Below are 22,624 nucleotides of genomic sequence, written 5' to 3'. Positions count from 1 at the left end.
GAATTCCGAAACCCCTGTCTGCGAATGCAGACAGGGGTTTTGTCGTTTCAGAGTCCATAAAAGTCTGATCTTCAAACCGCTCTGCGTGCCTTGCTGCTCCGACGAGCCTGCCATTTGCGCCACCAGATATAGACGCCAGTTCCCGACAACCCCGCAATCAGAACACCCAATACCGCGATCATCACTTGTCCGCTGAAGCCTATTATCCGTCCCCCATGTATCGGCAACTGCAATCGATAAAACCGCTCTCCCAACGTCCCTTCTCCTGCGATCTCTTGTCCCAATAATCGTCCGTCAGTACCGTGGAAGAACAACCAGGATTTACCGTGGGCCTCAGTGTCATGCTGTCCGAACCCCGCACCGTAGAAGTTGTACTCAAAGCTGTAATACAACTCGCCGATCGCGGCTGTCAGCCCCAATCTTTTTCCCTCCTCCTGCGCCCGTTCGTATGCCTGTTGATAACTCAATCGGGTGATCCCCAACTCTTCGGCAGGCATTCGCCCTCGAGTCTCATAGACGCTCGGTTCAATCGGAGAAAACAACGACACCACCGGTTTGAAGGCCTGGCTCGGCAGGTTCATCGCCACGCTGCTGACGGCTATCGGCAGCAATAACAACCATAGCCACAAGCCCCCCGCCCGATGCAGATCGAAGTTGAGTCGATAAGCATGGCCGCCCTTGATCTTCCAGGCGCTCGACCATTTCTTCCAGAAAAGTTTACCCCTCGGTAATGTCAGCCAGAGGGCGACGAAGCAATCGATTACCCAAGCGATGGCCACCAACCCCATCAACAGCAAACCCCAGTTACCGGGCAGTGTCAGGTTGTAGTGAAACTCAAGAATGAACGGAACGAAGTTCTCGCGCTGGAAACAGCACTCGCCCCAATAACGCTGACCTTTCTGTTCGCCACTGACCGGGTCGAGGTAGAACACTTCATTGCGTTCTTTAAACGGTTTGCCCGTCGCCGGATCATTCCGTGGAACCGCCGCCAGCAATGCCGTGTGGCCTGTCTCATTCGGGTACTCCATGTACCAGACTTGCAACTTCGGATGTACCGATTGCACCGCATCAACCAGCTCACCTGGCGGTAGACGTTCCCCCGCGGCCGACGCTGCGTAAAACTCCGGATTCAACCACTCATCCAACTCATGGTTGAACGCCAGAAGGCTCCCCGTGATCCCGGCCAGCAGTAGAAAAACCGCCGTGGCCAACCCGATATACCGGTGCAATAAAACCAGAAACGAACGCATGAACATTCCCCCACAGATACGACAAAGCCAGCCCCTGAAATCAGGGGCTGGCTTCTTTATGCACAAGACAAAGGCTCAGAACTGATAACTGACCGTCGCGGCGACGTTGCGCTCTTCGCCCATGTAGCAGAAGTCCAGACTGGCGCAGGAGGCTACGTAGGATTCGTTGGTCAGATTGTTTGCATTCAGGCGAACGTCGACACCCTTCAGACCTACCTTGCCGAGGTCATAGCCAATCGATGCGTCGAACAATGTGTAGGACGGCACCCTCATCGTGTTCTCTGCATCCACCCAGCTATATCCGACATAACGCACACCACCACCCAGGCGCAGCCCATCGAGTGCAGCGCTGTCAAACTTGTAGTCGGCCCACAGCGATGCCATGTGCCGCGGCGCCTGGGTCGGCGAGTTGCCTTTGTTTTCGATCACATTGGTCGGTGTGCTCAAGGTGCTGATCATCGATTTCGAGTATTCAATGTCGGTAAATGTGTAACTGCCGAGGACTTTCAAGTTGTCGGTCAACTGCATGTGCGCTTCCAGTTCCAGACCTTGAGAGCGGACAGCGCCTACAGCGCGATAGAAGTTTTCCTGCGGAAGTTTGGTCGCCAGGTTCTCCTGATCGATGCGGAACAGCGAAGCGGTGAACAGGTTGTCGGTGCCCGGCGGCTGATACTTCAGGCCCATTTCCCACTGAGTTCCATCGGTCGGTGCGAGCGGATTACCGGCGCTGTCCGCGTAGGAATTCGGGTTGAACGATTCGGAATAGCTGACGTACGGCGCGAGGCCGTTATCGAACAGATACAGCGCGCCGGCACGGCCGGTGAGCTTGGTGCGTCGATCATTGATCTCGGTGCCGACCGGACGGCCCGCTTCGGCGATGCGGTTTTCGTCAGAGGTTTCCACCCAGTCCTGACGCAGTCCCAGCGAGAAGCGCCACTTGTCCATTTCGATCAGGTCTTGCAGGTAAACGCCGGTCTGCTCCAGGCGCCGCAGGTAGCTGGTATCGCCGTACGGCGTAATAGCGGAATTGCCGTACACCGGGTTGAACGCGTTGATCGGCGCCAGGCCGCCACTGGTCCAGTCGACCACGGTTTTGCGTCGCTGGTAATCCGCCCCCATCAGCACCGTGTGCTTGGTCGCACCGGTGAAAAATTCGGCCTGCAGCATGTTGTCGACGATGAACGCGTGCAGACGCTCGTCGCCGCCGGTGTAGTAGCGATTCAGTTCGTTGCTGGTCGGCGACGTCCAGCCATAGGCGTATACCTGATCCATGTTCACTTTGGAGTCGAGGTAGCGGAAATTCTGCCGCGCGGTGAAGACGTCGTTGAAGCGGTGTTCGAACTGGTAACCGAACGACTGCTGATCACGGGAGTAACCATCGATGCCTGGCTCGCCTTCGAAGAAATGCTGCGAGATGCGATGGCCGTTGCGCTGATGAATCGTGCCGTCAGCCGGCACACCGCCGTGGTAACCGCCATCCGGGTCATGTTGCAGATACGCTTGCAGCGTCAGCGACGTGTCTTCGCTGAAATCGATGCTGACGGTCGGCGCGAGGGCGAAGCGCTTTTCCTTGTTGTGGTCGAATTGCGTGTCGGACTGATCCGTCAATCCGGTCAGACGATAGGCGATACGCTTGTCGTCATCGACCGGTCCGCTGAAGTCAAAACCGACACCGCGCTGGCCCTGTGCGCCGATCGTGGCCTGTACCTGGTGATAGGCTTCGTACAGCGGCTTCTTGCTGGTCAGCGCGACCAGACCGCCTGGCGAGCTACGACCGTAGAGCACTGACGACGGGCCTTTCAGAATATCGACGCGCTCAAGGAAATACGGATCGACCTGCATCGTGCTGTAGGTGCCGCTGTCGCCCATCGACTTGAGGCCGTCGAGGTAAATGTTATCCACCGAACCGTCGTTGAAACCGCGCATTGCCACGTAGTCGTAACGGTGCGTGGCGCCGTAAGGGTTGGTCAGCACGCCGGGGGTGTAACGCATGGCCTGGGACACGGTTTGGGATCCCTGGTCATCCATTTGCTCGCGAGTGACGACGGACACGCTTTGCGAAGTTTCCAGCAGCGCAGTACTGGTTTTGGTGGCGATCTGGCTGTGCGTCGCGTTGTAGCCGTCCATGCTGCCCAACGCGTTGCCGAGGGCGAAGCCTTTGATGTCGGTGGTCGGCAGGGCCAGCGCTTCGGTTTCTGCGACGGAGCGCAATACATAACTGCTGCCGTCCTGGCTGATCGCTTCCAGACCCGAACCACCGAGCAGATGACTCAGCGCCTGATCGGTCGAATACTCGCCCTGTACGCCGGGTGATTGTCGGCCCTGGGTCTGCTGAGGCGTCATCGACAAAGTGATGTTTGCCTGACGCGCGAACTGATTGAGTGCATCGCCCAATGGTCCGGCGGCGATGTTGTAGCGGTGGTTGCTGATCTCGCTGGCATTGGCCCCCATGCTCAGGCTCGGCAACACGCCAACACCCAGTGCGGTAGAAAACAGCGCCGCCCGGACGGCATGACGCAACAGGCCGGATTCGGAAGAGAAATTCAGAGGGTTCTTACAGGTAACGCGCGCAGTCATTGTAGGTTTCCGTAGGCAGTCGCGAAGGCTGAGTTGAAGTGCTTACTGACTAAGCCGGACTTGCCACGAAAACCCGCCAAAATAATTTCAGGCCACAGACTCCAGTGTCACCCACCAGCGGGTGCGATAACGCAATTGCACCGGCAGGGTCTGCGGCAGGACCGCCAGCAGCTTGTCGGTGTCCGCAAGGCGGAATACGCCGGACAGGCGTAGATCCGCAATGTCCGACGCGCAGCTCAGAAACCCCTGACGATAACGGCCGACTTCGCTGACGAAGTCACCCAGCCGCATGTTGCGAGTCACGATCAACCCGTCGACCCAGGCTCCAGCGTCCATGTCCGAGGGTGGCGCGGGGCGAATTTGATGGTGATCGATCAGATAGCTCTGACCGGCGATGACCTCTGCCGAATTGCCAGCGGAGTGAATTGCAACCCGGCCACTGGTGACGCTCAGGCGCGTGCAACCCTCTTCCTCGCGCAGAATGAATCGCGCCTTGAACGGCTCGTAAGTGCCATGACGGCTCTGCACCCGCAGCGGTCGGTCAAACGGCGCACCTTCATCGGCACCGCCGCAGGTGACGACGATTTCGCCTCGGGTCAGTTTGATCAGCCGTTGTTGTGCGGTGTAGTCGAGATCCACGCTGCTGGCAGTGTTGAGTTCGATCCGCGTGCCGTCCGGCAACTGGTAGCCACGGCGCTCGCCGGTGGCGGTGGCGTAGTCGGCGCTCCACTGTTGCCAGACGGAAGTGTCTCTGGCCAGCCATCCCGCCGAGCCCACCAGCAAAGCGCCGGACAATAGCTTCAACGCCTGACGTCGTCCCAACCCCTGCGCACTGTTTTCCAGCGTGTTGAACGCCACCTGGGCGCCGGGTACGGCGCGCAAATTGTGGTTCAGTTCAGCTTGCAGAGACTGCACCCGTTGCCAGGCCAGTTCATGATCATGGTGTTCGGCGCGCCATTGTTCGCACTGGCGATTCAGGCGCGGGTTGCCATGGTTGTTGCGCAGGCGCAGGAGCCAGTGAATGGCCTGTCGGACCACCTGCTGCGGTGGCTCGGCACGACGGCCAAGCGAGGGGTTATCCACCGGCATCAGCTTTCATACCGCAGCACATAGCAGTGAAACAGGGCATCGGCGACGTAGCGTTCTACGGAGCGCAGGGACAGGCCCATCCGCTCGGCAATCTGCCTGTGGGTCAAACCTTCGCACTGCGCCAGCAGAAATGCCTGACGCACTTTCGGCTTCAAGCCTTCAAGCATGCGTGCGATGCCTTCGAGCAATTCGATCACCAAGGCGCGGGCTTCGGCACTCGGTGTTTCGGCTTCAGGCAAGTGGGCGATGGTTTCCAGATAGGCGCGTTCAATTTCTTCACGGCGCCAATGATCGATCACCAGACCCCGGGCAACCGTACGCAAAAATGCGCGGGGTGCCTTGAGCTCCAGACGCTCGGTGCGTTGCAGCAGGCGAACGAAGGTGTCCTGAGCCAGATCCGCCGCATCGGCGGCATTGCCCAGCCGCGCGCGCAACCAGCCGTTGAGCCAGCCGTGATGACTACTGTAAAGCGCCTGTACTGCAAACTCAGGTGAGGACATGAACGCGACAGCCCGAACGTCACAAATGATAATTAGTCGCATTGTCATCAAGGGTTACAGAATTTGCAACCGGCGCTGCAAAACCGTCATCAAAAAATGACAGGCGAACGCTCTGGCACGCCGTTCGGCGGGAACTGGCAGAAATGCCGTCCATTTCCTACAAAACGCTAAGTTTTCTCCGAATCGTGCCGACAGACTGGTGAGACATGCGTGCACCAAAGTAGAGCAGCCATCAGAACGCTGCCTGCGCTGTACATGGAATGTTGCATACGGAACGCATCCCCACTTTTCGCATAAGAAGTCCCATGAAATGAATCTCAAGTTCAGCCATAAAATCCTGCTGGCCGCCTCCGGCGTCGTGGTCCTGGCGTTCGCGCTGTTTACTTTGTACAACGACTATCTGCAGCGAAATACCATTCGCCAAAACCTCCAGTCCTCGGTCCAGCAGGCCGGTGACCTGACCGCCAGCAGTGTGCAGAACTGGATGAGCGGGCGGATTCTGGTACTGGAAAACCTCGCGCAGAACGTCGCTCATCAAGGCAAGAATGCCGACTTCCCGGGGCTGGTCGATCAACCGGCCTTCACCTCGAACTTTCAGTTCACCTACGTCGGTCAGGCCAACGGTGTGTTCACCCAGCGCCCTGACGCGAAGATGCCGGACGGCTACGATCCGCGTCAGCGTCCTTGGTACAAGCAGGCCGTGGCCGCTGACCAGACCATGCTGACCCCGCCATACATGGCTGCCGTTGGCGGTCTGGTGGTGACCATCGCCATGCCCGTGAAAAAGAACGGCGAGCTGCTCGGCGTAGTGGGCGGTGACCTGAGCCTGGAAACCCTGGTGAAGATCATCAACTCGGTGGACTTCGGCGGCCTGGGCCACGCGTTCCTGGTCAGCGGTGACGGTCAGGTGATTGTCAGCCCGGACAAAGATCAGGTGATGAAGAACCTCAAGGACATCTACCCGAACGCCGGTGTGCGCATCGAGAAGGGCAATCAGAACGTGGTGCTCAACGGCCAGGAACGCATCCTGTCGTTCACCCCGGTGACCGGTCTGCCGAATGCCGAGTGGTACATCGGCCTGTCGATCGACCGCGACAAGGCCTACGCCGCACTCAGCCAGTTCCGTACCTCGGCGGTGATTGCGATGTTCGTCGCCGTGGGCGCGATTGCGGTGTTCCTGAGCCTGTTGATCACCGTCCTGATGCGTCCGCTGATCACCATGGGCCGCGCGATGCAGGACATCGCCCAGGGTGAAGGTGACCTGACCCGCCGTCTGGTGGTGGAAAGCAAGGACGAGTTCGGTGAGCTGGGCAGTTCGTTCAATCAGTTCGTGGAGCGGATTCACGCCTCCATTTCCGAAGTGTCTTCCGCGACCCGTCACGTACACGACCTGTCGCAACGGGTGATGGCATCGTCCAACGCCTCGATCATCGGTTCGGACGAGCAAAGCGCGCGCACCAACAGCGTCGCTGCTGCGATCAATCAGCTGGGTGCCGCCACCCAGGAAATCGCCCGCAACGCCGCCGATGCTTCGCAACACGCCAGCGGCGCGAGCGAACAGGCTGAGGATGGTCGTCAGGTGGTCGAGCAGACGATTCAGGCCATGACCGAGCTGTCGCAGAAGATCAGTCTGTCGTGCACCCAGATCGAAACCCTGAACGCGAGCACCGACAACATCGGCCACATTCTCGATGTGATCAAAGGCATCTCCCAACAGACCAACCTGCTGGCGCTCAATGCGGCTATCGAAGCGGCCCGTGCCGGTGAAGCCGGACGCGGGTTTGCGGTGGTGGCGGACGAAGTGCGCAACCTCGCTCACCGCACCCAGGAATCGGCGGAAGAAATCCACAAGATGATCACCTCGCTGCAGGTCGGCTCCCGTGAAGCGGTGAGCACCATGAACGCCAGTCAGGCGTCCAGCGAAGAGAGCGTTGAAGTGGCGAACCAGGCCGGTCTGCGGCTGGTCAGCGTGACCCAGCGCATCGGTGAAATCGACGGCATGAACCAGTCGGTGGCAGCGGCTACCGAAGAGCAGACCGCCGTGGTGGAAACCCTCAACGTCGACGTCAACCAGATCAACCTGCTGAACCAGCAGAGCGTGGCCAACCTCAATGAAACGTTGAAGGATTGCGATGCGTTGTCGCAGCAGGCCAATCGTTTGAAACAGCTGGTCGACAGCTTCAAGATCTGACATCACGTCAGACCGCGTTATCGTTCATCGCGGGCAAGCCCGCTCACACAGGATTTCTGGCGCACACAACATTTGTGAGCGACCTGGAACCCGTGGGAGCTGGCTTGCCAGCGATAGCGGTGGCTCAATCACCGCAGAGCTGAAGCCTAAATAAACAGCTTCAGCACATTCCCCATCGCATCATCGGCAAACCCCTGCACGAAATCCTTGAACCCCGGCATTGCCTCGGGGCAGCCGCTGGCCGGCTCGGCGATGATCGTCCAGGTCGCTCGCGACTTGCCTGCGCCCAGCGACTCCACATTCATCGCCGCCCACAGATTGGCCACGCCCAGCGTGTTGTAGATCGTGGTCCAGGTCATGCTCAACGCTTGGTCGTCCCGGGAGTTGAGTTGCTCGACCACCACGTTGCCATCCTTGAAGAACTTTTTGCGCAACGAAGACACGCCATCGCCGGTCATTTCGATGTGTGACAGGGCCGGAATGAAACGGTCGAAACCGTCGAATTTACCGACCACTGCCCACACTTGCCTGGCGTCCACCGGCACTTCCACCGAAGATACGACGTGGCAGCCGTGAGGGTTTTTGATCAGGGTGTCGGGTTGAAGATTGCTCATGGTGTTGCTCCTTGGTTGATGAGTCAGATGAAGTTGATTTCTTTCAGGTAGTCGCAGCCGCGACGCAGCAGCGCCGGGGATTTTTCCGGGTAATGCGCGCCCATCTGCTGCACGCCGGCCTGGGCGTTGGCGTGGCCGATCAGAGAGATGTCGCCGATGTCTTCCTCGAAGCCGTTGAGGTAGAAACCGAGTACGCCGAACAGCGCGTTGTCGGCATCGACCCGCTCCAGTTGCTGCTGCCAGTCGGCGACGCTGACCAGCGAAAACTCGCTGCCGGTTTCGCGGAACGACGCGACATAGGCATCCCAGCTCAGAGGCTCCGGGTTGTGCAGGTTGAACACCGCCCGTTCGGCCGAATAACGGCTGGCGTGGAAGGCGATGAAACGGGCGAGAAAATCCACTGGCATCAGGTCGAAATTCAGCGCGAAGGCGGGTACCTGACCGAGCTGGATCGAGCCCTTGAGCATCAGCATCAAACGGTTCTTGTGCGGCTGGCAGACACCGCTGAGGCTGTTGAAACTGATGTTGCCGGGCCGATACAGATTGACCCGAACCCCACGCTCCCGCGCCCGTTCCAGGATGCGTTCGCCGACCCATTTCGACAGGTTGTAGCCGTTGCGGATGTAGATCGGCGGCGTCGGTGCGGCGGGCAATTCCAGCACCCGGCCTGCGTCGTCGACGGTGCTGGAGGCGGACAGTGTCGAGACGAAATTGAACACCTTCTTGCTGCGCCCTTCGCACAGCCGCAGCAGTTCGAAAATCGGCTCGACGTTGTCCGCCGCCAACGACTCGTAATCGAGCACGTGATTGACGTTGGCCGCGTTGTGCACCAGCGCGCCGAACTCGCGATTCAGTCGCTCGAAATCCCCATCGGCCAGGCCCAGTTGCGGCCGGGTGATGTCCGCCGAATAGACCCGCACCCGACTCAGGTCCAGATGCTCCAGCCGGTTCTCTCGCAGGGCTTGGGCAAAGCGCTGCGCCGCCGTTTGCCCGCCGCCATCGCGCACCAGACACGCCACTTCGCCGGCGCCCCATCCCAGTAGCGCCTCGACGATGTGCACACCGACAAAACTGTTGGCGCCGGTGACAATCACCTTGTGAACATCGCCCATGCGACTGATCGGCAACGGCTCGATGTCCAGGGCTCGCTCGGCGTCGGCCATCGCCTGGGCGCTGAGCACCGCGCTGTCATCGGTGCCCCGTACCAGCGTGGCGAGCTTGGTAATGGTCGGCAATTCGATGAAGCGGTTGATCGAAATACTGCGACCGAACTCCTCCCGCAGACGCAGGAGCATGCGCGACAGCAGAATCGAGTGACCGCCGAGATTGAAGAAGCTTTCGTCGGTGGAAATGTCGCTGGTCGGCAGCTCCAGCAACTCGCCCCAGATTTCCAGCAGCAGTGCTTCGTCGGCATTGGTCGGCAGGCATTTCGGGCCGCTGTCCTGCACGCTGACCGGCAGTTCCAGCAAGGCCTTGCGATCGACTTTGCCGTTGGCGGCGAACGGCATGTTCGCCAGTTCCGTCCACGCCACCGGCTGCATGTAGTCGGGCAAAAACTGCTGCGCATGTGCTTTCAACGCGTCGCGCGCGGCATCCGATTGCGGTTGGGCGAGGAATGCCAGAATCCGCCGCTGACTGTCGATCACCACCGCGATTTGCCGATACAACTGACTCTCGCGCAGGCAGCGCTCGATCTCCTCCGGCTCGACCCGGAAGCCGCGGATCTTCACCTGATTGTCGCGGCGCCCGCACAGCTCTATGCCGTCTTCGCCCCACTTGGCCATATCGCCGCTGCGGTAGGCACGCAGGCGCTGGCCGTCCGGCAATTCCAGGTCCAGATAGCGCTCCGCCGTCTGCTGCGGATTGTTCAGGTAACCCAGGCACACGCCGGGGCCGACGATGAACAGTTCGCCCATCGTTTGCTCCGGTACCGGATGCAAATCGTCGTCGAGAATCAGCACCTGACTGTTGGCAATCGGCCCGCCGAGGGTGCGATTGCTGTCACCCGGTTGCAGTTGCCGCGCAGTGATCAGCACTGTGGCTTCGGTGGGGCCGTAGAGGTTGTGCAGTTTGCCCTGGCGCGTCAGTTGTTCGATCACGAACGGCTCGCAGACATCGCCGCCGGTCATGATCTGGCCGACGCTTTGCAGTTGCTCCAGCGGCAGGATGCTCAACAGCGCCGGCGGCAGGAACGCATGGGTCAGTTGCCGACGGCGGATCAGTGCCACCAGTTGCAGCGGATCGCGGCGCTGGGTGTCGTCGGGCACCACCAGTTCCGCGCCTTTGAGCAAGGTCGGGAAAATGTCGATCAGCGACGAGTCAAAACTCAGCGACGAGAACTGCAACACCCGGCTCTCTGCATGCAATTGCACATAGTCGGCGTACCACGCGGTGAAGTGCGCGAGGTTCGCCTGACTCAGCAGCACACCCTTCGGATGCCCGGTGGTGCCCGAGGTGTAGAGCGCCATGCATGGTGCATCGAGCTGGGGTCGACGACGCATCAGCGGTAGCGACAGATCGACGTCAGTGCGTTCGATGCAACAGACATCCAGCCCCGGCATCGAACCGCTCAGTGGATGTTCGCCGTCGTGCAGCAACAACACCGCCCCGGCGTTTTCCAGAATGTACTGCTGGCGCTGAAGTGGGTGGCTCGGTTCCAGCGGCAGATACACCGCGCCGCTGCCGAGAATCGCCAGAATCGAGGCAAACAGCGCATCGCATTTCGCCAGGCAAATCCCCACCACCCACGGCTGCGGCTGGGTCTCCAGGATTGCCAGCAACCGTTGCTGGATCGCCCGGCTGTGATCATGCAACTGGCGATAGCTGACCGACTGCTCGGCAAGGTGCAGCGCCGGGCGCTCCGCGTGCTCGATCAGGCTTTGTTGCAGCCGCTCGATCACCGGGATCTGCGCCTGTAGCAGCAAGGTCGTATGGTCCGTGGCATTGAAGCGATGGACGTAGGCCAGGCTATCGAGAAACAGCAGGTTTTCCACCTGCTCGAAGTCCGGTGCACGGGCCGTCATCGCATGCTGAAAATACTCGGCATCGCGCGAAAAACGACTGACCTGCAGTGCCACTTCGTCCACCACCAACGCCAGTGTTCGCTGGCGCAGGGCCTGGCCGTTGCCGGACGCTTCGTCGGCGATCGGCACGCGGCTCAGCAGTGTCGAGTGACACAGGCACAGCAGATCAAGCACCGGCAAACCGCCGGCGCCCGTTGCACCGATACCCAGACATAAAGTCAGGAGCGGTGTCACGCCGTAATCCTGCGGCGCAAGACTGCCGTCATCGATCACCAGATCCACCGACGGAGCGACGTCCGTCAGCAATGAATGACCGTGTTGTTCGAGCTCATGCGCCAGGTCGGTCAAGGCCTGGCTGCGGCCCCTCAGCAAAATGTCGAGACGTCTCATGTCAGCCTCCTTGTCAAACCAGGTAGTCGCGCAGGGCGTGCTGCACGCACGGTGTGTCGAGCAGCGAGCTGTTGTGGAAGAACCGCACGATGTTGCCCACCAGCGGGTGGTGACGATTGATCGGGAAGGCCAACCCGGCCATCTCGTCTTTCAGTGCGCGACGGGTTGCCTCGCTGACTGGCAGGGCGTCGATCAGGCTCAGGTCGAAGGACTTCTGGATGTCGTTGGTCAGGTAATGGCCGATGAACACCGGCAGGATCTGCGCGATGCATTGACGATCCGCATCGCTTGCGGTGTGCCAGTAGATGCGCACCATCCGCGCCCAGAAACTCGAGTGTCGACCCTCGTCGAGCAAGTGATCGGCCATCAGACCCTTGATCGATGGCTTGACCGTGTCGTCCCGGGCGAACGCTGCGACATCGCCGGTCACGGTGTTCTCGGCGATGGCTACGCAAATCAGTTCCACGGCGCTGCGCAGGTGTTCCGGAGCCAGTTCGACGGCGGCGGGAATTGCCCGGCTCAGTTCGATTTCATTCGGTAGCTCGATCGGCTCGATGCCGGTCATGGCCACGGTCTGCTGCATGAAATCCATCGCCACCAGCGCGTGGTAATCCTCGTCCACCACCACGGTCATGGCGTCGTAGCGACAGGCGAACGGGAAGGGCACGGCGAAGCGGTTCTTGGCGATGCTGCGGGCGGTCTTGTCGACGATCTCGGTTTCGAAAATCACCACGTCGTTGATGAATTTGTACAGCGTCTGCACCAGGGCGAAATCACGCTGTTCGGGGCATTCGCGCAGGAAGGTTTCGCTGAGCACCAACGGCTGGCGGCTGAGCGGATAGATCAGCCGCGCGTCATCCTCCAGCACGCGGCGCGGCCGGGTGCGAATGGTCGCGCGGCTTTCCCAGGCATCGGCGAAAGACTGGTAGTCGGCGGCGTTCATTGGGCCACCTCCACCAGCGGTTCGCGCATGCTCAGGCGCAGGCCGTCCCAAAGGGCGATGCGGCTTTCCACGGCGGCGATGGCGCTGGCGTAAACCTCGGCTTCGCGCTGCGGATCGCCATCCACCAGTCGATCCAGCAGTTGTTCGGCGGCCGGGCCGTGGTCTTCCGAGTCGACCTCGATGTGCCGTTCGAGGTAGTAACGGAAGGTCGGCGCCTGTTCGACGCCGATGCCCCAGGCATCGAGCATGCGCTGGAACATGGTCGGGATCACGCTCTCGCGACCGTGCAGGAAGGCAGCGGCAACGCTGTGACCGGGTGCATGCAGCGCGGTGTGCAAGGTGTCACAGACGAACCGCGCCGCCGCCGGATCTACTTCGACGCTTTGCAGGGCGACGTCGTAACTGACGCCCTCCTGTTGCAGCGTCACGAAGCGCTCCACCGCTGTCGTGTCCGCACCGACTTCGCGCATGGCATCGAGGTACAGTTCGAAGTGACTGTAATGCCCGTGTGACAGCCGATCGTCAGATTCTTCCCCGAGCACGATTTCGTTGATCAGTCTTGCTGCGTGCGGATCGCGCGGCGGCAACCACGGCAGGCGAGTGCAAGTCAGTTCCTGCTGCAGACGCTTGGTCAGCGACATGAAGTCCCAGACGGCAAATACATGGGATTCCATGAACCGGCGTAATGTCTCCAAAGAATCTATTTCGGTGAAGATCGGATGAACGCTGAGTTCGGCTTTCTTTAGTGTAAGTTGCTCTTTTGTTGGCATGGTTGCGAGACTCTGGCTAATAGGGAATAGGGATTGCTCAATCAATTGCTAATGGCGTTGAACAAGTTTCTCCAGGCGAACGACAGCCTCATTCGGTTTCGATGAAAGCAGGCAATGTCTGAAGGGCCCAAGACAGCAGCGGACGGTCAAACCGTCGCAACCGAGGCCGTAGTGCAAGGTTGTGCCGGGTTTTTCATTTCGGATCCAAACTCGACGAAGAAAAACTAATACATCGCAAAACAACTTAACAAGTTTATTTTCAATTATTTTTAGTTGGCTGTTTTTGAAGTATGAGTGGGTCTGATAAAACTTATAAGTTAAGTTTTATTTGGGCGTAGTTACTCCTTTCGGCGTTTAATGGCCAAAATTGAACGACAAGAGTGAATGCCTCACTCGAAGCAACTTTCCAATTGAGTAATTGAATGAATATGAGGGGATGAAGTCGGACTGTAACGGCGCCGTTCTTCCTGATCCCGTGACAAGGCTCCTTCCGTAGGTTCCTGGTGCGGGGACTGCTGCCGGGGCGGCGCGTCCCCGTTCTATATTGGGTTGGCGATTCAAGGGTGCGCGTAAATCGGCGCCGCGGCTATCGTCGAAAATGACTTCCTTTGCGGTGCAAATTCCGGGCTGTTCAAAGCAGGAGGGAGGTTAGAGCGCAGGCGCCGAAGTGCCACAGCAATTGAGCGTGACCGGCGTGGGGATTTGTAAGCGGGTTATACGCCGGGTAAGCGAGGGCTCACCCGGGCGGATTTTCAGCGTGCCGCCTGGCGACCATTGGAGGCGGTGCTCGCCAGGTATCGAGTGATCACCTCGACACCGCGATTGAGGTGCTGCTCCAGCAGTGTGACGGCACGCGGGGTGTCACGATCTATCACGGCCTGCAACAACGCACGGTGATCGTCCTGGGAGAGTTTGCCCAGGCCCATGGCCTCGAGGTTGAAACGCAGGAAGCGTTCCTCTTCATTCAAGCCGTCTTCCACCAGCCGCAACAGCCGGCCATTGGGCGCCTTGCTGTAGAGCGCCATGTGAAACAGACGGTTGAGCCGACCGATTTCGGTGTAGTCGTGTTCGACTTCCAACTCTTCGATGTAGCCGGCCGCGCGTTCGTGATCGGCCGGGGTCAGCAACGGGATCGACTGACGCAGCGCTTCAGACTCCAGCAGGATGCGCAGCTCGTAGGTTTGCGTTGCATCGCCCTGGATCAATGGCGCCACCACGGCGCCCTTGTGGGCAATCACGCTGAGCAGGCCCTGGGCCTCGAGTTGACGCAAGGCTTCGCGTACCGGCATGCGGCTGACGCCGAACAGGTCGGCCAGATCCTGCTGGCGCACGGCGGTTCCGCAGGGCAGGCGACCGTCGAGAATGGCGGCGCGCAGGGTTTCTTCGATGACCGAGCGCGCCAGATGCGCGGGAATCGGGCCGTCGACTTTGATGCTGTGGAGTGGCTTGGGCTTCTGGGTCACAACTGCACACCCTATGACTGCGATATTTGGATCCAAAGGACACTAGTGATTGCTCTACAGGTTGTCAAACCGCGTAGAGGAACCCTGTTACACCTGAAGTTTAGCGCGCCAGCGATGATCTCAGGGTGCCATTGTTTTTTGCTGGACTAACCTTCACCATCAAGCGCTTTCTTCTCTGCCCTGGATGCCTTGCATTGGCGGTACGTTTCGCAATCCCACGGATTGCGCGCTGGCTTGCCTGCGCGCTGCTGCTGGCCGGCATCATGCTGGGCGGCCTGCATGCCGATTGGGATTTTTCCGCGATCAGCCGCAAGGCCACGGCGCTGTACGGACCGCTGGGCGCCGGGCAGCAGCGGATCGATGCCTGGCAGAATCTGCTGGCCACGCAGAAGCAGGTCAGCGAGATGGAAAAGCTCAAAGTGGTGAACCTGTTTTTCAACAAACAGATGCGCTACGTCGAAGACATCGATTTGTGGCACGAGGTCGATTATTGGGAAACTCCCATCGAAGCCTTGTGGAAAGGCGCCGGCGACTGCGAAGACTATGCGATCGCCAAGTATTTCAGCCTGCGCCACCTCGGTGTGGCCAGTGACAAGTTGCGCATCACCTACGTCAAGGCCCTGCGCCAGAACCGCGCGCACATGGTCCTGACTTACTATTCCAGCCCTGACGCCATGCCGCTGGTGCTCGACAGCCTGATCGACCCGATCAAACCGGCCGCCGAGCGAACCGATTTGCTGCCGGTCTACTCTTTCAATGCCGAGGGTTTGTACCTGCCGGGAGCGAAGGGCAACAAGAAGGTCGGTGACACCAAACGCCTGTCACGCTGGCAGGATGTGTTGAAGAAAATGCAGGCCGAAGGATTCCCGGTCGAGACGACTAACTAGGAGCACGCGCTCAGATGTCTTTGTTCAAACAGCTGTTGATCGCAATCTGTCTGTTCCTGGTGGTCGCCTTCACCGGCAGCTTCATGGTCAGTCTGGAGAGCTCGCGCACCCAGTACGTCAACCAGTTGCGCTCCCACGCCCAGGATGCGGCCACGGCGCTGGCGCTGTCGTTGACGCCGAACATCGACGACCCGGCGATGGTCGAGCTGTTGGTCAGTTCGATCTTCGACAGCGGTTATTACTCGAGCATCCGCGTGGTCGACCTGAAGACCGACCAGACCATCGTCGAGCGCAATGGCATTCCGGCGGTCACCAACGTGCCGGACTGGTTCGTCAAACTGATTGGCCTTGAACCGGCCGGTGGCGATGCGCTGGTCAGCCGTGGCTGGGAGCAGGCGGCGCGGGTCGAGGTGGTCAGCCACCCGATGTTCGCCCTGGCCAAGCTTTGGCAGAGCGCACTCGGCAGCCTCGGCTGGTTGCTGGTCTGTGGTGCGGTGAGTGCGGTGCTGGGCGCGCTGTTGCTGCGTCGGCAACTCAAGCCGCTGGATTACATGGTCAAGCAATCCCACGCCATTGCCCGCCGCGAATTCCTCAGCCTGCCGGACCTGCCGCGCACGCCTGAATTGCGCCGCGTGGTGCTGGCGATGAACCAAATGGTCGAGAAGCTCAAGGCGCTGTTTCAGGAGCAGGCCGAGCGCAGTGAAAAACTGCGCACCGAGTCCTATCAGGACAACCTCACGGGGCTGGCCAACCGGCGTTATTTCGAGATGCAGCTGAATGCGCGGGTGAGCAACCCGGAGCAGGCCAGTTCCGGTTATCTGCTGCTGTTGCGGGTCAAGGATCTGGCCGGGCTGAACCAGCGCCTTGGCGGTCAGCGCACCGATGAATTGTTGAAAGCGGTCGGCGAGCAACTGTCCCGCGAGTGCGCCAAATACCCGGAAACCCAGAATCTCGTCACCCGGATTCGTGGTGGTGAATTCGCCGTGCTGGCGCCGGGGCTGACCCGCGAAGAAGCGCTGCAACTGGCGCAAAGCCTCGACAGCGCGCTGAGCAGCCTGCACGCGACGGGCGCCACCGACGTGGCCGCCGTGGCCTCTATCGGCCTGGCGCCGTTCGCTCATGGCGATTCATCGCAAGCGGTGCTCAGCCTCGGCGATCAGGCATTGGCCCAGGCCGAAGGGCAGGGCGAGCAGAACTGGGCGTGCCTCGATCAGAGCCTGGTGGCGGATGTCGGTGACGATCACCACGCCTGGCATCGCTTGCTCGATCAGGCGCTGAACCAGCGGCGCTTCGAGCTGTTCTTCCAACCGGTGGTGGCGGCACAGGACACGCAACTGGTGCTGCATTACAAAGTGCTGTCGCGCTTGCTCGACGAGCAGGGCCAGACCATCCCCGCCGGGCGTTTCCTGCCCTGGCTCGAGCGCTTCGGCTGGACCGCGCGGCTGGACCGTCTGATGCTCGAGCGCGTGCTGGAGCAGATGGCCGACCATGAAGAATCCCTGGCGCTGAACCTGTCTTCGGCGACCCTGGCCGATCCGCAGGCGCTGAACAAAGTCTTCGAGATTCTGCGCTCGCATTCCAATCTGGGGCCGCGCCTGACCCTGGAAATCGGCGAGGAACAACTGCCGGAACAAGCGGTGCTCGAACAGCTGACCCGCCGCCTGCGCGAACTCGGTTTCTCCCTGAGCCTGCAACGCTTCGGCGGGCGCTTCAGCATGATCGGTAACCTGGCGCGGCTGGGCCTGGCGTACCTGAAGATCGATGGCAGCTACATTCGGGCGATCGATCAGGAAAGCGACAAGCGCCTGTTCATCGAAGCGATCCAGCGTGCGGCGCACAGCATTGATCTGCCGCTGATTGCCGAGCGGGTCGAGACGGAAGGGGAATTGTCGGTGATTCGCGAGATGGGGTTGTATGGGGTTCAGGGGCAATTGTTCGGTGAGCCAAAACCCTGGCGTTAAGGCTGTAGAATTGCGTCGCCGCTAAGGCTGCCTTCGCGAGCAAGCTCACTCCCACATTGGGTATACATACCTCCTGTGGGAGCGAGCTTGCTCGCGAAGGGGCCCGTCCAGTCACCGAAGATCCTGGATCAGATCAACCCGCCCTCATCCTCATCGATCAACTGACTCAACCCACCCAGCGCTTCCCGCGCCTGAGTCCGGTCCATCAACTTGGCCTGGGCCGCCGGCGGCAGGTCGGTGACGCGGATCACGCCTTTCTGGGTCAGTACCTGAATCAGGTCGTCGAGTACCCGGATCATTTCCAGGTCGCTCTGCTTGAGCTGCTTGAGGCTGTTCTCCACGGCTTCGTTGGCGTACCAGGCCTGGATTTCGTGGTGGTCGGCCGGCAGCGTTTCCGTGGCCTCGGCGTAGGCCGCAGCTTCCACGCGAATCAACTGACCCTGCGCATCGCGTTGCACGTAAAACATTGAGCATCCCTCGGAAATGGACCAGCGTCATGCTGTCAGCAGCATAGCCAACTGCACGCGAGTATGCGGTGCGGCGACGCAATCGTCACCGGGAAGAAAGACGCAAACGTGACGGCCGCCCCATTGGGGCGGCCGTTTTGTTCACGCATCAGCTGTTGTTGTGGTCGACCTTGATGGTCGGATCACTACCGGCAATCAGGTTGTGAATGTTGGCAGTGGACCAGTTGTTGCCTTCCAGTTTGATCGTCACGTCCGGTGTGGCGGCAGCCGCATCGGCGGAGTTGAACTTGCCCGCCGAACTGACTTGCAGCGACGACACGCCGTCGACCGTGGTGATCTTCAGGAAGTTGTCGATGGTGCTGCCGGACTCGCCCTGCAGCAGGTCGCGCAGGTCGATACGGTCACCTTCGCTGGCGTTGAAGTCCTTGATCACATCGTTGCCGGTGTCACCTGCTTTCCAGACGAAGGTGTCGGCGCCCGAACCACCGATCAGGATGTCGTTGCCCTGACCACCGATCAGCGTGTCGTTGCCGGTACCGCCGAGCAGGATGTCATTGCCCTTGCCACCGTCGAGCAGGTCGTTGCCGCCCGAGCCGAACAGGATGTCATTACCCGCGCCGCCCAGCAGCGTGTCGTTGCCGTCGTGGGCGCCCGATACATCGAACGCCTGATAGTGCTCGGTGATGTACTGGTGCACGTTACTGGTGGTGACTTTGCTGACGTCGACCCCGGTTTCCTTGGCCACGAAGGCCTGCATCGCCTGATAACCCTCGCCGGCAATGCCGTTGAAGCTCACCAGGTCGCCGAACAGGATGTCGTTGCCGTCGCCACCGCTGACGGTGTCGTTGCCCGGCATCGTCGCTTCGGTATGGCCGATGATCGAGTTGGCCAGGTCCTTCGGATCGATGTTGGTTTGCGGGTTGTGATCGGTGTCGTACGGTTTCAGGTCGTTGAGGCTGACACCGCTGTTGATCCCGATGGCTTCCACATTGGACAGGTTGCCCAGCAGTGCGAAGGCGCTGTTGGCGTTGTCGGTGGTGGCCTGGCTGGTGCTGCTGCCGGAGCCTGCCAGGCTCGACAGCTCGTAGGTGCCGTCGCCCTGGGCGTGGATGGTGCCCACGTTGCTCCAGTTCCAGCTGCCGTTCTTGTACGTCTGCAGGACCACGGCACCCGCCGTGCTGATGGTCAGGTAGTGCGTGCTGTCGATGTAGGTGCTGAAGCTGTCGCCCAGCTTGTAGTTGCTGGTCTTCACCACGTCGTCGAGCTTCACGTTGCCGTACAGCGTCGGGTTGGTCTGTTCGCCGCTCTGGTAGTAGGTCGGCTGACCGTCGGTGATGAAGTACGTGAGGTTCTTCGCCCCGGTGTTAGCCACGGCTTCGGCGCTCTGGAAGAAGTTGGCCGTAGCCTTGAACACGTCTTCGTAGTTGGTGCCGCCGCCGGAGGTCATCGAGTCCAGCACAGCCTTGAGCTTGGTCAGCGCGTTCGGGTCGTTGAGGTTCACCGACACCGACTTGTTGACCTGGGTATCGAAGTCCACCAGGAAGATGTTCACCGTCCCCGAGTTGTTGCCCATGCTCTGCTTGAGAGTGTTGAACACCGACGTCAGCGAGTCCTTGGCCGCGTTGATCGACGAGGTGCTCATGCTGCCCGAGCTGTCGACCATGAACGCGATGTTGTAGTTGGTGCCCGGCACTACGGTCAGGCCGCCGATGTCGGCGACGATGATGTCGTTGCCGTCGGTGCCGGTGACGTTGTCGTCGGCCGAGGTGGCGACTACCGCGTTGTAGACTGCCGGCACCACGGTGACCGGAATGGTCGCGGTGGTGCTGGCCGAGCCGCCGACCTGTTCGGTGGAGGTCGAGGTCACGGTCAGGTTGAACTGGCCGTTGTAGTAGGTCGGCGGGGTCACGGTCAGGCTGCCGAGGTTCCAGCCGGTGACGTTGGCGTCGCCGCTGGTGGCGGTCACGGTGAAGCTGTGGCCTGCGCCGTCGCTGAGCACCGAGCCGACCGGTGCGCCGCTGATCTTGATGCTCAGGGTTTCCGAGCCGTCGGTGTCGGTCAGTGCGGTGCTGATCGCCGACAGTTTCACGGTGGTGCCTTCGGCGCCGGTGTTGAGCTTGTAGCCGTCGTAATAGCCTTCGCCGTTGCTGCCGTGCAGATCGGAGACGGTCACGCCGGCATTCACCAGATCCTGCACGCCGGTGTAGATCGGTACGCCGGCGCTGCTCAGGTCGATCGGCGTGCTGCCGTTGACCGACAGGTTGACGTCGTAGCTGCCCGGGCCGCTCTGGTTGTGGTGGTAGATGTCCAGGGTGTAGTAGCCGCTGGTGGTCGGGGTGAACGAACCGTTGAGGTTGCCACCCGCGCCCCACGTTGTGGACGCCACACTCTTGCCGCCGATGGTCACCAGCAGGCTGTCGTCACCGGTGCCGCTGAAGGTGTAGGTCTTGCCGGCTTCCAGATAGATCAGGCCCGAGGTTTTCGACGCGGTGCCGGCGGTCACGCTGCCATCGGACTGCACGTTGTTCACGGTGCCGCTGGTGTTCGGTTTGCCGGCACCGTCGATCACGTTTTTCAGAGTGTTCGGGTTCGCGCCGCTGCCGTCGGTGCCCAGGCCCGACAGACCGGTCCAGACTTCCTTGATCAGGCCGGTGGACTTCACGCTGTTGTCGGCGACCGACAGGGTCGGTGCATCCGCCACTGGGGTGATGTCGATCTTCACGGTGCCGGTATTGCCCAGCAACTGGCCGTCGGTTGGCTGGAACTTGATCTGTGCGTAGTCAGCCTGGTTGTTACCCAGGCCGGTGCCGCCGTAGCCGTTCACGCCCGACTCGTTGGCATCCGGCAGGAAACGCAGCTTGCCGGCATCGATGTCGGCCTTGCTGAAGGTCTGGTTGGTGGCGACGTCTTTCCAGGTCGAACCGTCCAGGTACTGCAGTTTGCCTTCGCCCGGCAGCTGGGTGATTTTCACGCCCAGGCTGCTGGCCGGGCTGTCGACGTCGCTGACGCCGAAGGTCGACCAGCCGAGGACCAGCGGGGTGTCTTCGGTGCCGGTGACGTTGACCGGTGCAGCGACCGGCGCATCGTTGACCGCCACCACATTGACCGTGGTGGTCGCGACGTTGGAGTAGTTGCCGCCATCGGTCACGGTCACGGTGATGATCCGTGGCACGGTGCTCGGGTCTTCACTGCTGTTGGTGAAGCTGATGTTCTTGATGGCCTGCATGTAGTCGGCCAGCGTCGCATTGCCCGACAGGGTCAGCGTGATCGTGCCATTGGTGCTGTTGGCATTGATGGTGATGCCGTTGACGCTGTTGCCCAGGTTCAGCGCATCGCCGTCCTGACGGTTGGTCAGCACGACGGTGGCGCCAGTCAGCATGGTGCTGTCCGGGTCGGTGATCTTGATATCGGTGTCGGCGATCGACACACCTGCGCCCGGGGTGTTCTCGGTGAAGGTCACCTTGTAGTCGGCACCCGTTGCACCGCTGGAGTTGTTGGCGTCGAGGTCGATGACCGGCGGTGCATCGTTGTCGATGATCGAGGTGCTGACGCTGCCATTGGTGCTGCTGACCGCCAGGTTTTCGAAGTTGCCACCGGTGGCCGAGTCGATCTTGACCACGAAGTTCTCGGTGCCTTCGGTGATCTTGTCATCGATGGTGGCGACGTTGAACTGCGCACTGCTGGCGCCTGCCGGGATCTTCACGGTGTACACGCCGGTGAAGTCCGAACCGTCGGCGGCGGTGCCGCTGTAGACGATTTTCAGGGTCACTTCGGTCTGCGCCGGGTGGGTCAGGCTCACGGTATAGGTCGCGGTCTGGCCTTCGGTCACCGAGGTGCTGCCGGTGATGCTGACGGTGGTGGTGTCGATGGTGTCGGTGACGTTGGTCACCGCTGGTGTATTGCTGGTCACCAGATTTTCGAAGTTGCCACCGGTGGCATTGGTGATCGTTGCCTGCACGGTGCCGGCGTCTTTGTAGACGTCGTCGGCCGGTGCCGGAACGGTCACGGTGCCAGTTGTTTTGCCGGCCTCGATGGTGATTACCGAGCCGTTGCTCAGGGTCACGGTCACCGGGGTGCCGGCGGCGTTGGTCAGGGTTGCGGTGTAGGTGATCGAACCACCTTCGGCCACGGTGCCGGTCGCGCTGAGCGACAGGTTGGTGGTGTCGATGGTGTCGGTCACCGTGGTGCTGACCGGCGTCTTGTCGGTGACGAGGTTTTCGTAGTTGCCGCCGCTGACGTTGGTGATCGAGTTGGTCAGCGGTGCATGACCATTCAACACGTCGTTCGGCGCGGTGGTGGTGACGGTCCCGGAGGTCTTGCCGATGTCGATGGTGATGGTCTGGCCGTTGGACAGGGTCACGGTCACTGGCGAACCGGTCACCGGCGCGCCGACAGTCGCGGTGTAGACAACATTGCCGCCCTCGGCCGCTGTTGCGGTCGCCGTCAGCTTCACGGTGGTGGTGTCGATGGTGTCGGTGACGTTGGTCACCGCTGGTGTA

At 60.7% G+C, this 22,624-nt stretch carries 13 protein-coding genes and 2 pseudogenes; 4 read left to right on the top strand and 11 right to left on the bottom strand.

Translation table 11 applies throughout. The annotated features are described in order from the left end of the window. Positions 1-71: 71 nt before the first annotated feature. From AC1MDC_RS28335 to AC1MDC_RS28320, 4 genes are all read right to left on the bottom strand, one after another. Positions 72-1,250 (bottom strand): PepSY-associated TM helix domain-containing protein, encoded by a 1,179-nt coding sequence (locus AC1MDC_RS28335; protein WP_085702823.1) that lies wholly within the window; start codon positions 1,248-1,250, stop codon positions 72-74. Positions 1,251-1,325: 75 nt separating this feature from the next. Continuing rightward, positions 1,326-3,827: a TonB-dependent siderophore receptor gene (locus AC1MDC_RS28330; protein WP_480394168.1), complete on the bottom strand. Its 2,502-nt coding sequence runs from the start codon at positions 3,825-3,827 to the stop codon at positions 1,326-1,328. A gap of 87 nt (positions 3,828-3,914) precedes the next feature. Further along, positions 3,915-4,916, bottom strand: a complete 1,002-nt coding sequence (locus AC1MDC_RS28325; RefSeq protein ID WP_085697915.1) for a FecR domain-containing protein — start codon at positions 4,914-4,916, stop codon at positions 3,915-3,917. Continuing rightward, entirely contained in the window at positions 4,916-5,416 is a 501-nt protein-coding gene (locus tag AC1MDC_RS28320) for a sigma-70 family RNA polymerase sigma factor (protein WP_085684392.1), read from the bottom strand. Before AC1MDC_RS28320 ends, AC1MDC_RS28325 begins: the two co-directional genes overlap by 1 nt. Positions 5,417-5,726: 310 nt before the next feature. Here AC1MDC_RS28320 and AC1MDC_RS28315 point away from each other — a divergent pair. Both AC1MDC_RS28315 and AC1MDC_RS28310 read left to right on the top strand, forming a co-directional pair. After that, positions 5,727-6,752 (top strand): annotated as a pseudogene (locus tag AC1MDC_RS28315) (HAMP domain-containing protein); the annotation flags it as partial. Positions 6,753-6,821: 69 nt separating this feature from the next. Beyond that, positions 6,822-7,607 (top strand): methyl-accepting chemotaxis protein, encoded by a 786-nt coding sequence (locus AC1MDC_RS28310; protein WP_371807395.1) that lies wholly within the window; start codon positions 6,822-6,824, stop codon positions 7,605-7,607. A 146-nt stretch (positions 7,608-7,753) separates the two neighbouring features. Here the strand turns inward: AC1MDC_RS28310 and AC1MDC_RS28305 are convergent, their stop codons facing one another. From AC1MDC_RS28305 to AC1MDC_RS28285, 5 genes are all read right to left on the bottom strand, one after another. After that, positions 7,754-8,221, bottom strand: coding sequence for an SRPBCC family protein (locus tag AC1MDC_RS28305; RefSeq protein ID WP_480394167.1), 468 nt, complete (start codon positions 8,219-8,221; stop codon positions 7,754-7,756). 23 nt (positions 8,222-8,244) lie between these two features. Next, positions 8,245-11,634 (bottom strand): amino acid adenylation domain-containing protein, encoded by a 3,390-nt coding sequence (locus AC1MDC_RS28300; protein ID WP_480394166.1) that lies wholly within the window; start codon positions 11,632-11,634, stop codon positions 8,245-8,247. Between the two features lie 13 nt (positions 11,635-11,647). Then, positions 11,648-12,577 (bottom strand): diiron oxygenase, encoded by a 930-nt coding sequence (locus tag AC1MDC_RS28295; RefSeq protein ID WP_480394165.1) that lies wholly within the window; start codon positions 12,575-12,577, stop codon positions 11,648-11,650. Then, the gene (locus tag AC1MDC_RS28290; RefSeq protein WP_480394164.1) at positions 12,574-13,347 is read right to left on the bottom strand and encodes a DUF3050 domain-containing protein; all 774 of its coding nucleotides are present in this window, start codon (positions 13,345-13,347) and stop codon (positions 12,574-12,576) included. Before AC1MDC_RS28290 ends, AC1MDC_RS28295 begins: the two co-directional genes overlap by 4 nt. Before the next feature lie 752 nt (positions 13,348-14,099). Continuing rightward, positions 14,100-14,810, bottom strand: coding sequence for a GntR family transcriptional regulator (locus AC1MDC_RS28285; protein WP_227234054.1), 711 nt, complete (start codon positions 14,808-14,810; stop codon positions 14,100-14,102). A 194-nt stretch (positions 14,811-15,004) separates the two neighbouring features. On the opposite strand from AC1MDC_RS28285, the gene lapG reads away from it, so the two are divergent. Together lapG and lapD are read left to right on the top strand one after the other, a co-directional pair. After that, positions 15,005-15,697: a cysteine protease LapG gene (lapG, locus tag AC1MDC_RS28280; RefSeq protein WP_007960234.1), complete on the top strand. Its 693-nt coding sequence runs from the start codon at positions 15,005-15,007 to the stop codon at positions 15,695-15,697. 14 nt (positions 15,698-15,711) lie between these two features. After that, positions 15,712-17,658 carry a cyclic di-GMP receptor LapD gene (gene lapD / locus AC1MDC_RS28275; protein WP_480394163.1) on the top strand — a complete coding sequence of 649 codons (1,947 nt, stop codon included), beginning with the start codon at positions 15,712-15,714 and terminating at the stop codon, positions 17,656-17,658. 128 nt (positions 17,659-17,786) lie between these two features. Here the strand turns inward: lapD and AC1MDC_RS28270 are convergent, their stop codons facing one another. Next, positions 17,787-18,125 carry a hypothetical protein gene (locus tag AC1MDC_RS28270; protein ID WP_039773037.1) on the bottom strand — a complete coding sequence of 113 codons (339 nt, stop codon included), beginning with the start codon at positions 18,123-18,125 and terminating at the stop codon, positions 17,787-17,789. A 148-nt stretch (positions 18,126-18,273) separates the two neighbouring features. Continuing rightward, positions 18,274-22,624, bottom strand: a pseudogene (locus tag AC1MDC_RS28265) (LapA family giant adhesin); the annotation flags it as partial.

The organism is Pseudomonas sp. 1, from assembly GCF_056626735.1.
Note: the sequence above shows the minus strand (reverse complement) of the source record. Positions and strands in the feature narration are given on the sequence as shown.

Bases quoted from the DNA above. Each gene is read 5' to 3' on its own strand.
- AC1MDC_RS28270 (WP_039773037.1), bottom strand. From the start codon at position 18,125: ATGTTTTACGTGCAACGCGATGCGCAGGGTCAGTTGATTCGCGTGGAA.
- AC1MDC_RS28290 (WP_480394164.1), bottom strand. From the start codon at position 13,347: ATGCCAACAAAAGAGCAACTTACACTAAAGAAAGCCGAACTCAGCGTT.
- lapD (WP_480394163.1), top strand. From the start codon at position 15,712: ATGTCTTTGTTCAAACAGCTGTTGATCGCAATCTGTCTGTTCCTGGTG.
- AC1MDC_RS28310 (WP_371807395.1), top strand. From the start codon at position 6,822: ATGGCATCGTCCAACGCCTCGATCATCGGTTCGGACGAGCAAAGCGCG.
- AC1MDC_RS28305 (WP_480394167.1), bottom strand. From the start codon at position 8,221: ATGAGCAATCTTCAACCCGACACCCTGATCAAAAACCCTCACGGCTGC.
- AC1MDC_RS28320 (WP_085684392.1), bottom strand. From the start codon at position 5,416: ATGTCCTCACCTGAGTTTGCAGTACAGGCGCTTTACAGTAGTCATCAC.
- AC1MDC_RS28335 (WP_085702823.1), bottom strand. From the start codon at position 1,250: ATGCGTTCGTTTCTGGTTTTATTGCACCGGTATATCGGGTTGGCCACG.
- AC1MDC_RS28325 (WP_085697915.1), bottom strand. From the start codon at position 4,916: ATGCCGGTGGATAACCCCTCGCTTGGCCGTCGTGCCGAGCCACCGCAG.
- AC1MDC_RS28295 (WP_480394165.1), bottom strand. From the start codon at position 12,577: ATGAACGCCGCCGACTACCAGTCTTTCGCCGATGCCTGGGAAAGCCGC.
- AC1MDC_RS28300 (WP_480394166.1), bottom strand. From the start codon at position 11,634: ATGAGACGTCTCGACATTTTGCTGAGGGGCCGCAGCCAGGCCTTGACC.
- AC1MDC_RS28330 (WP_480394168.1), bottom strand. From the start codon at position 3,827: ATGACTGCGCGCGTTACCTGTAAGAACCCTCTGAATTTCTCTTCCGAA.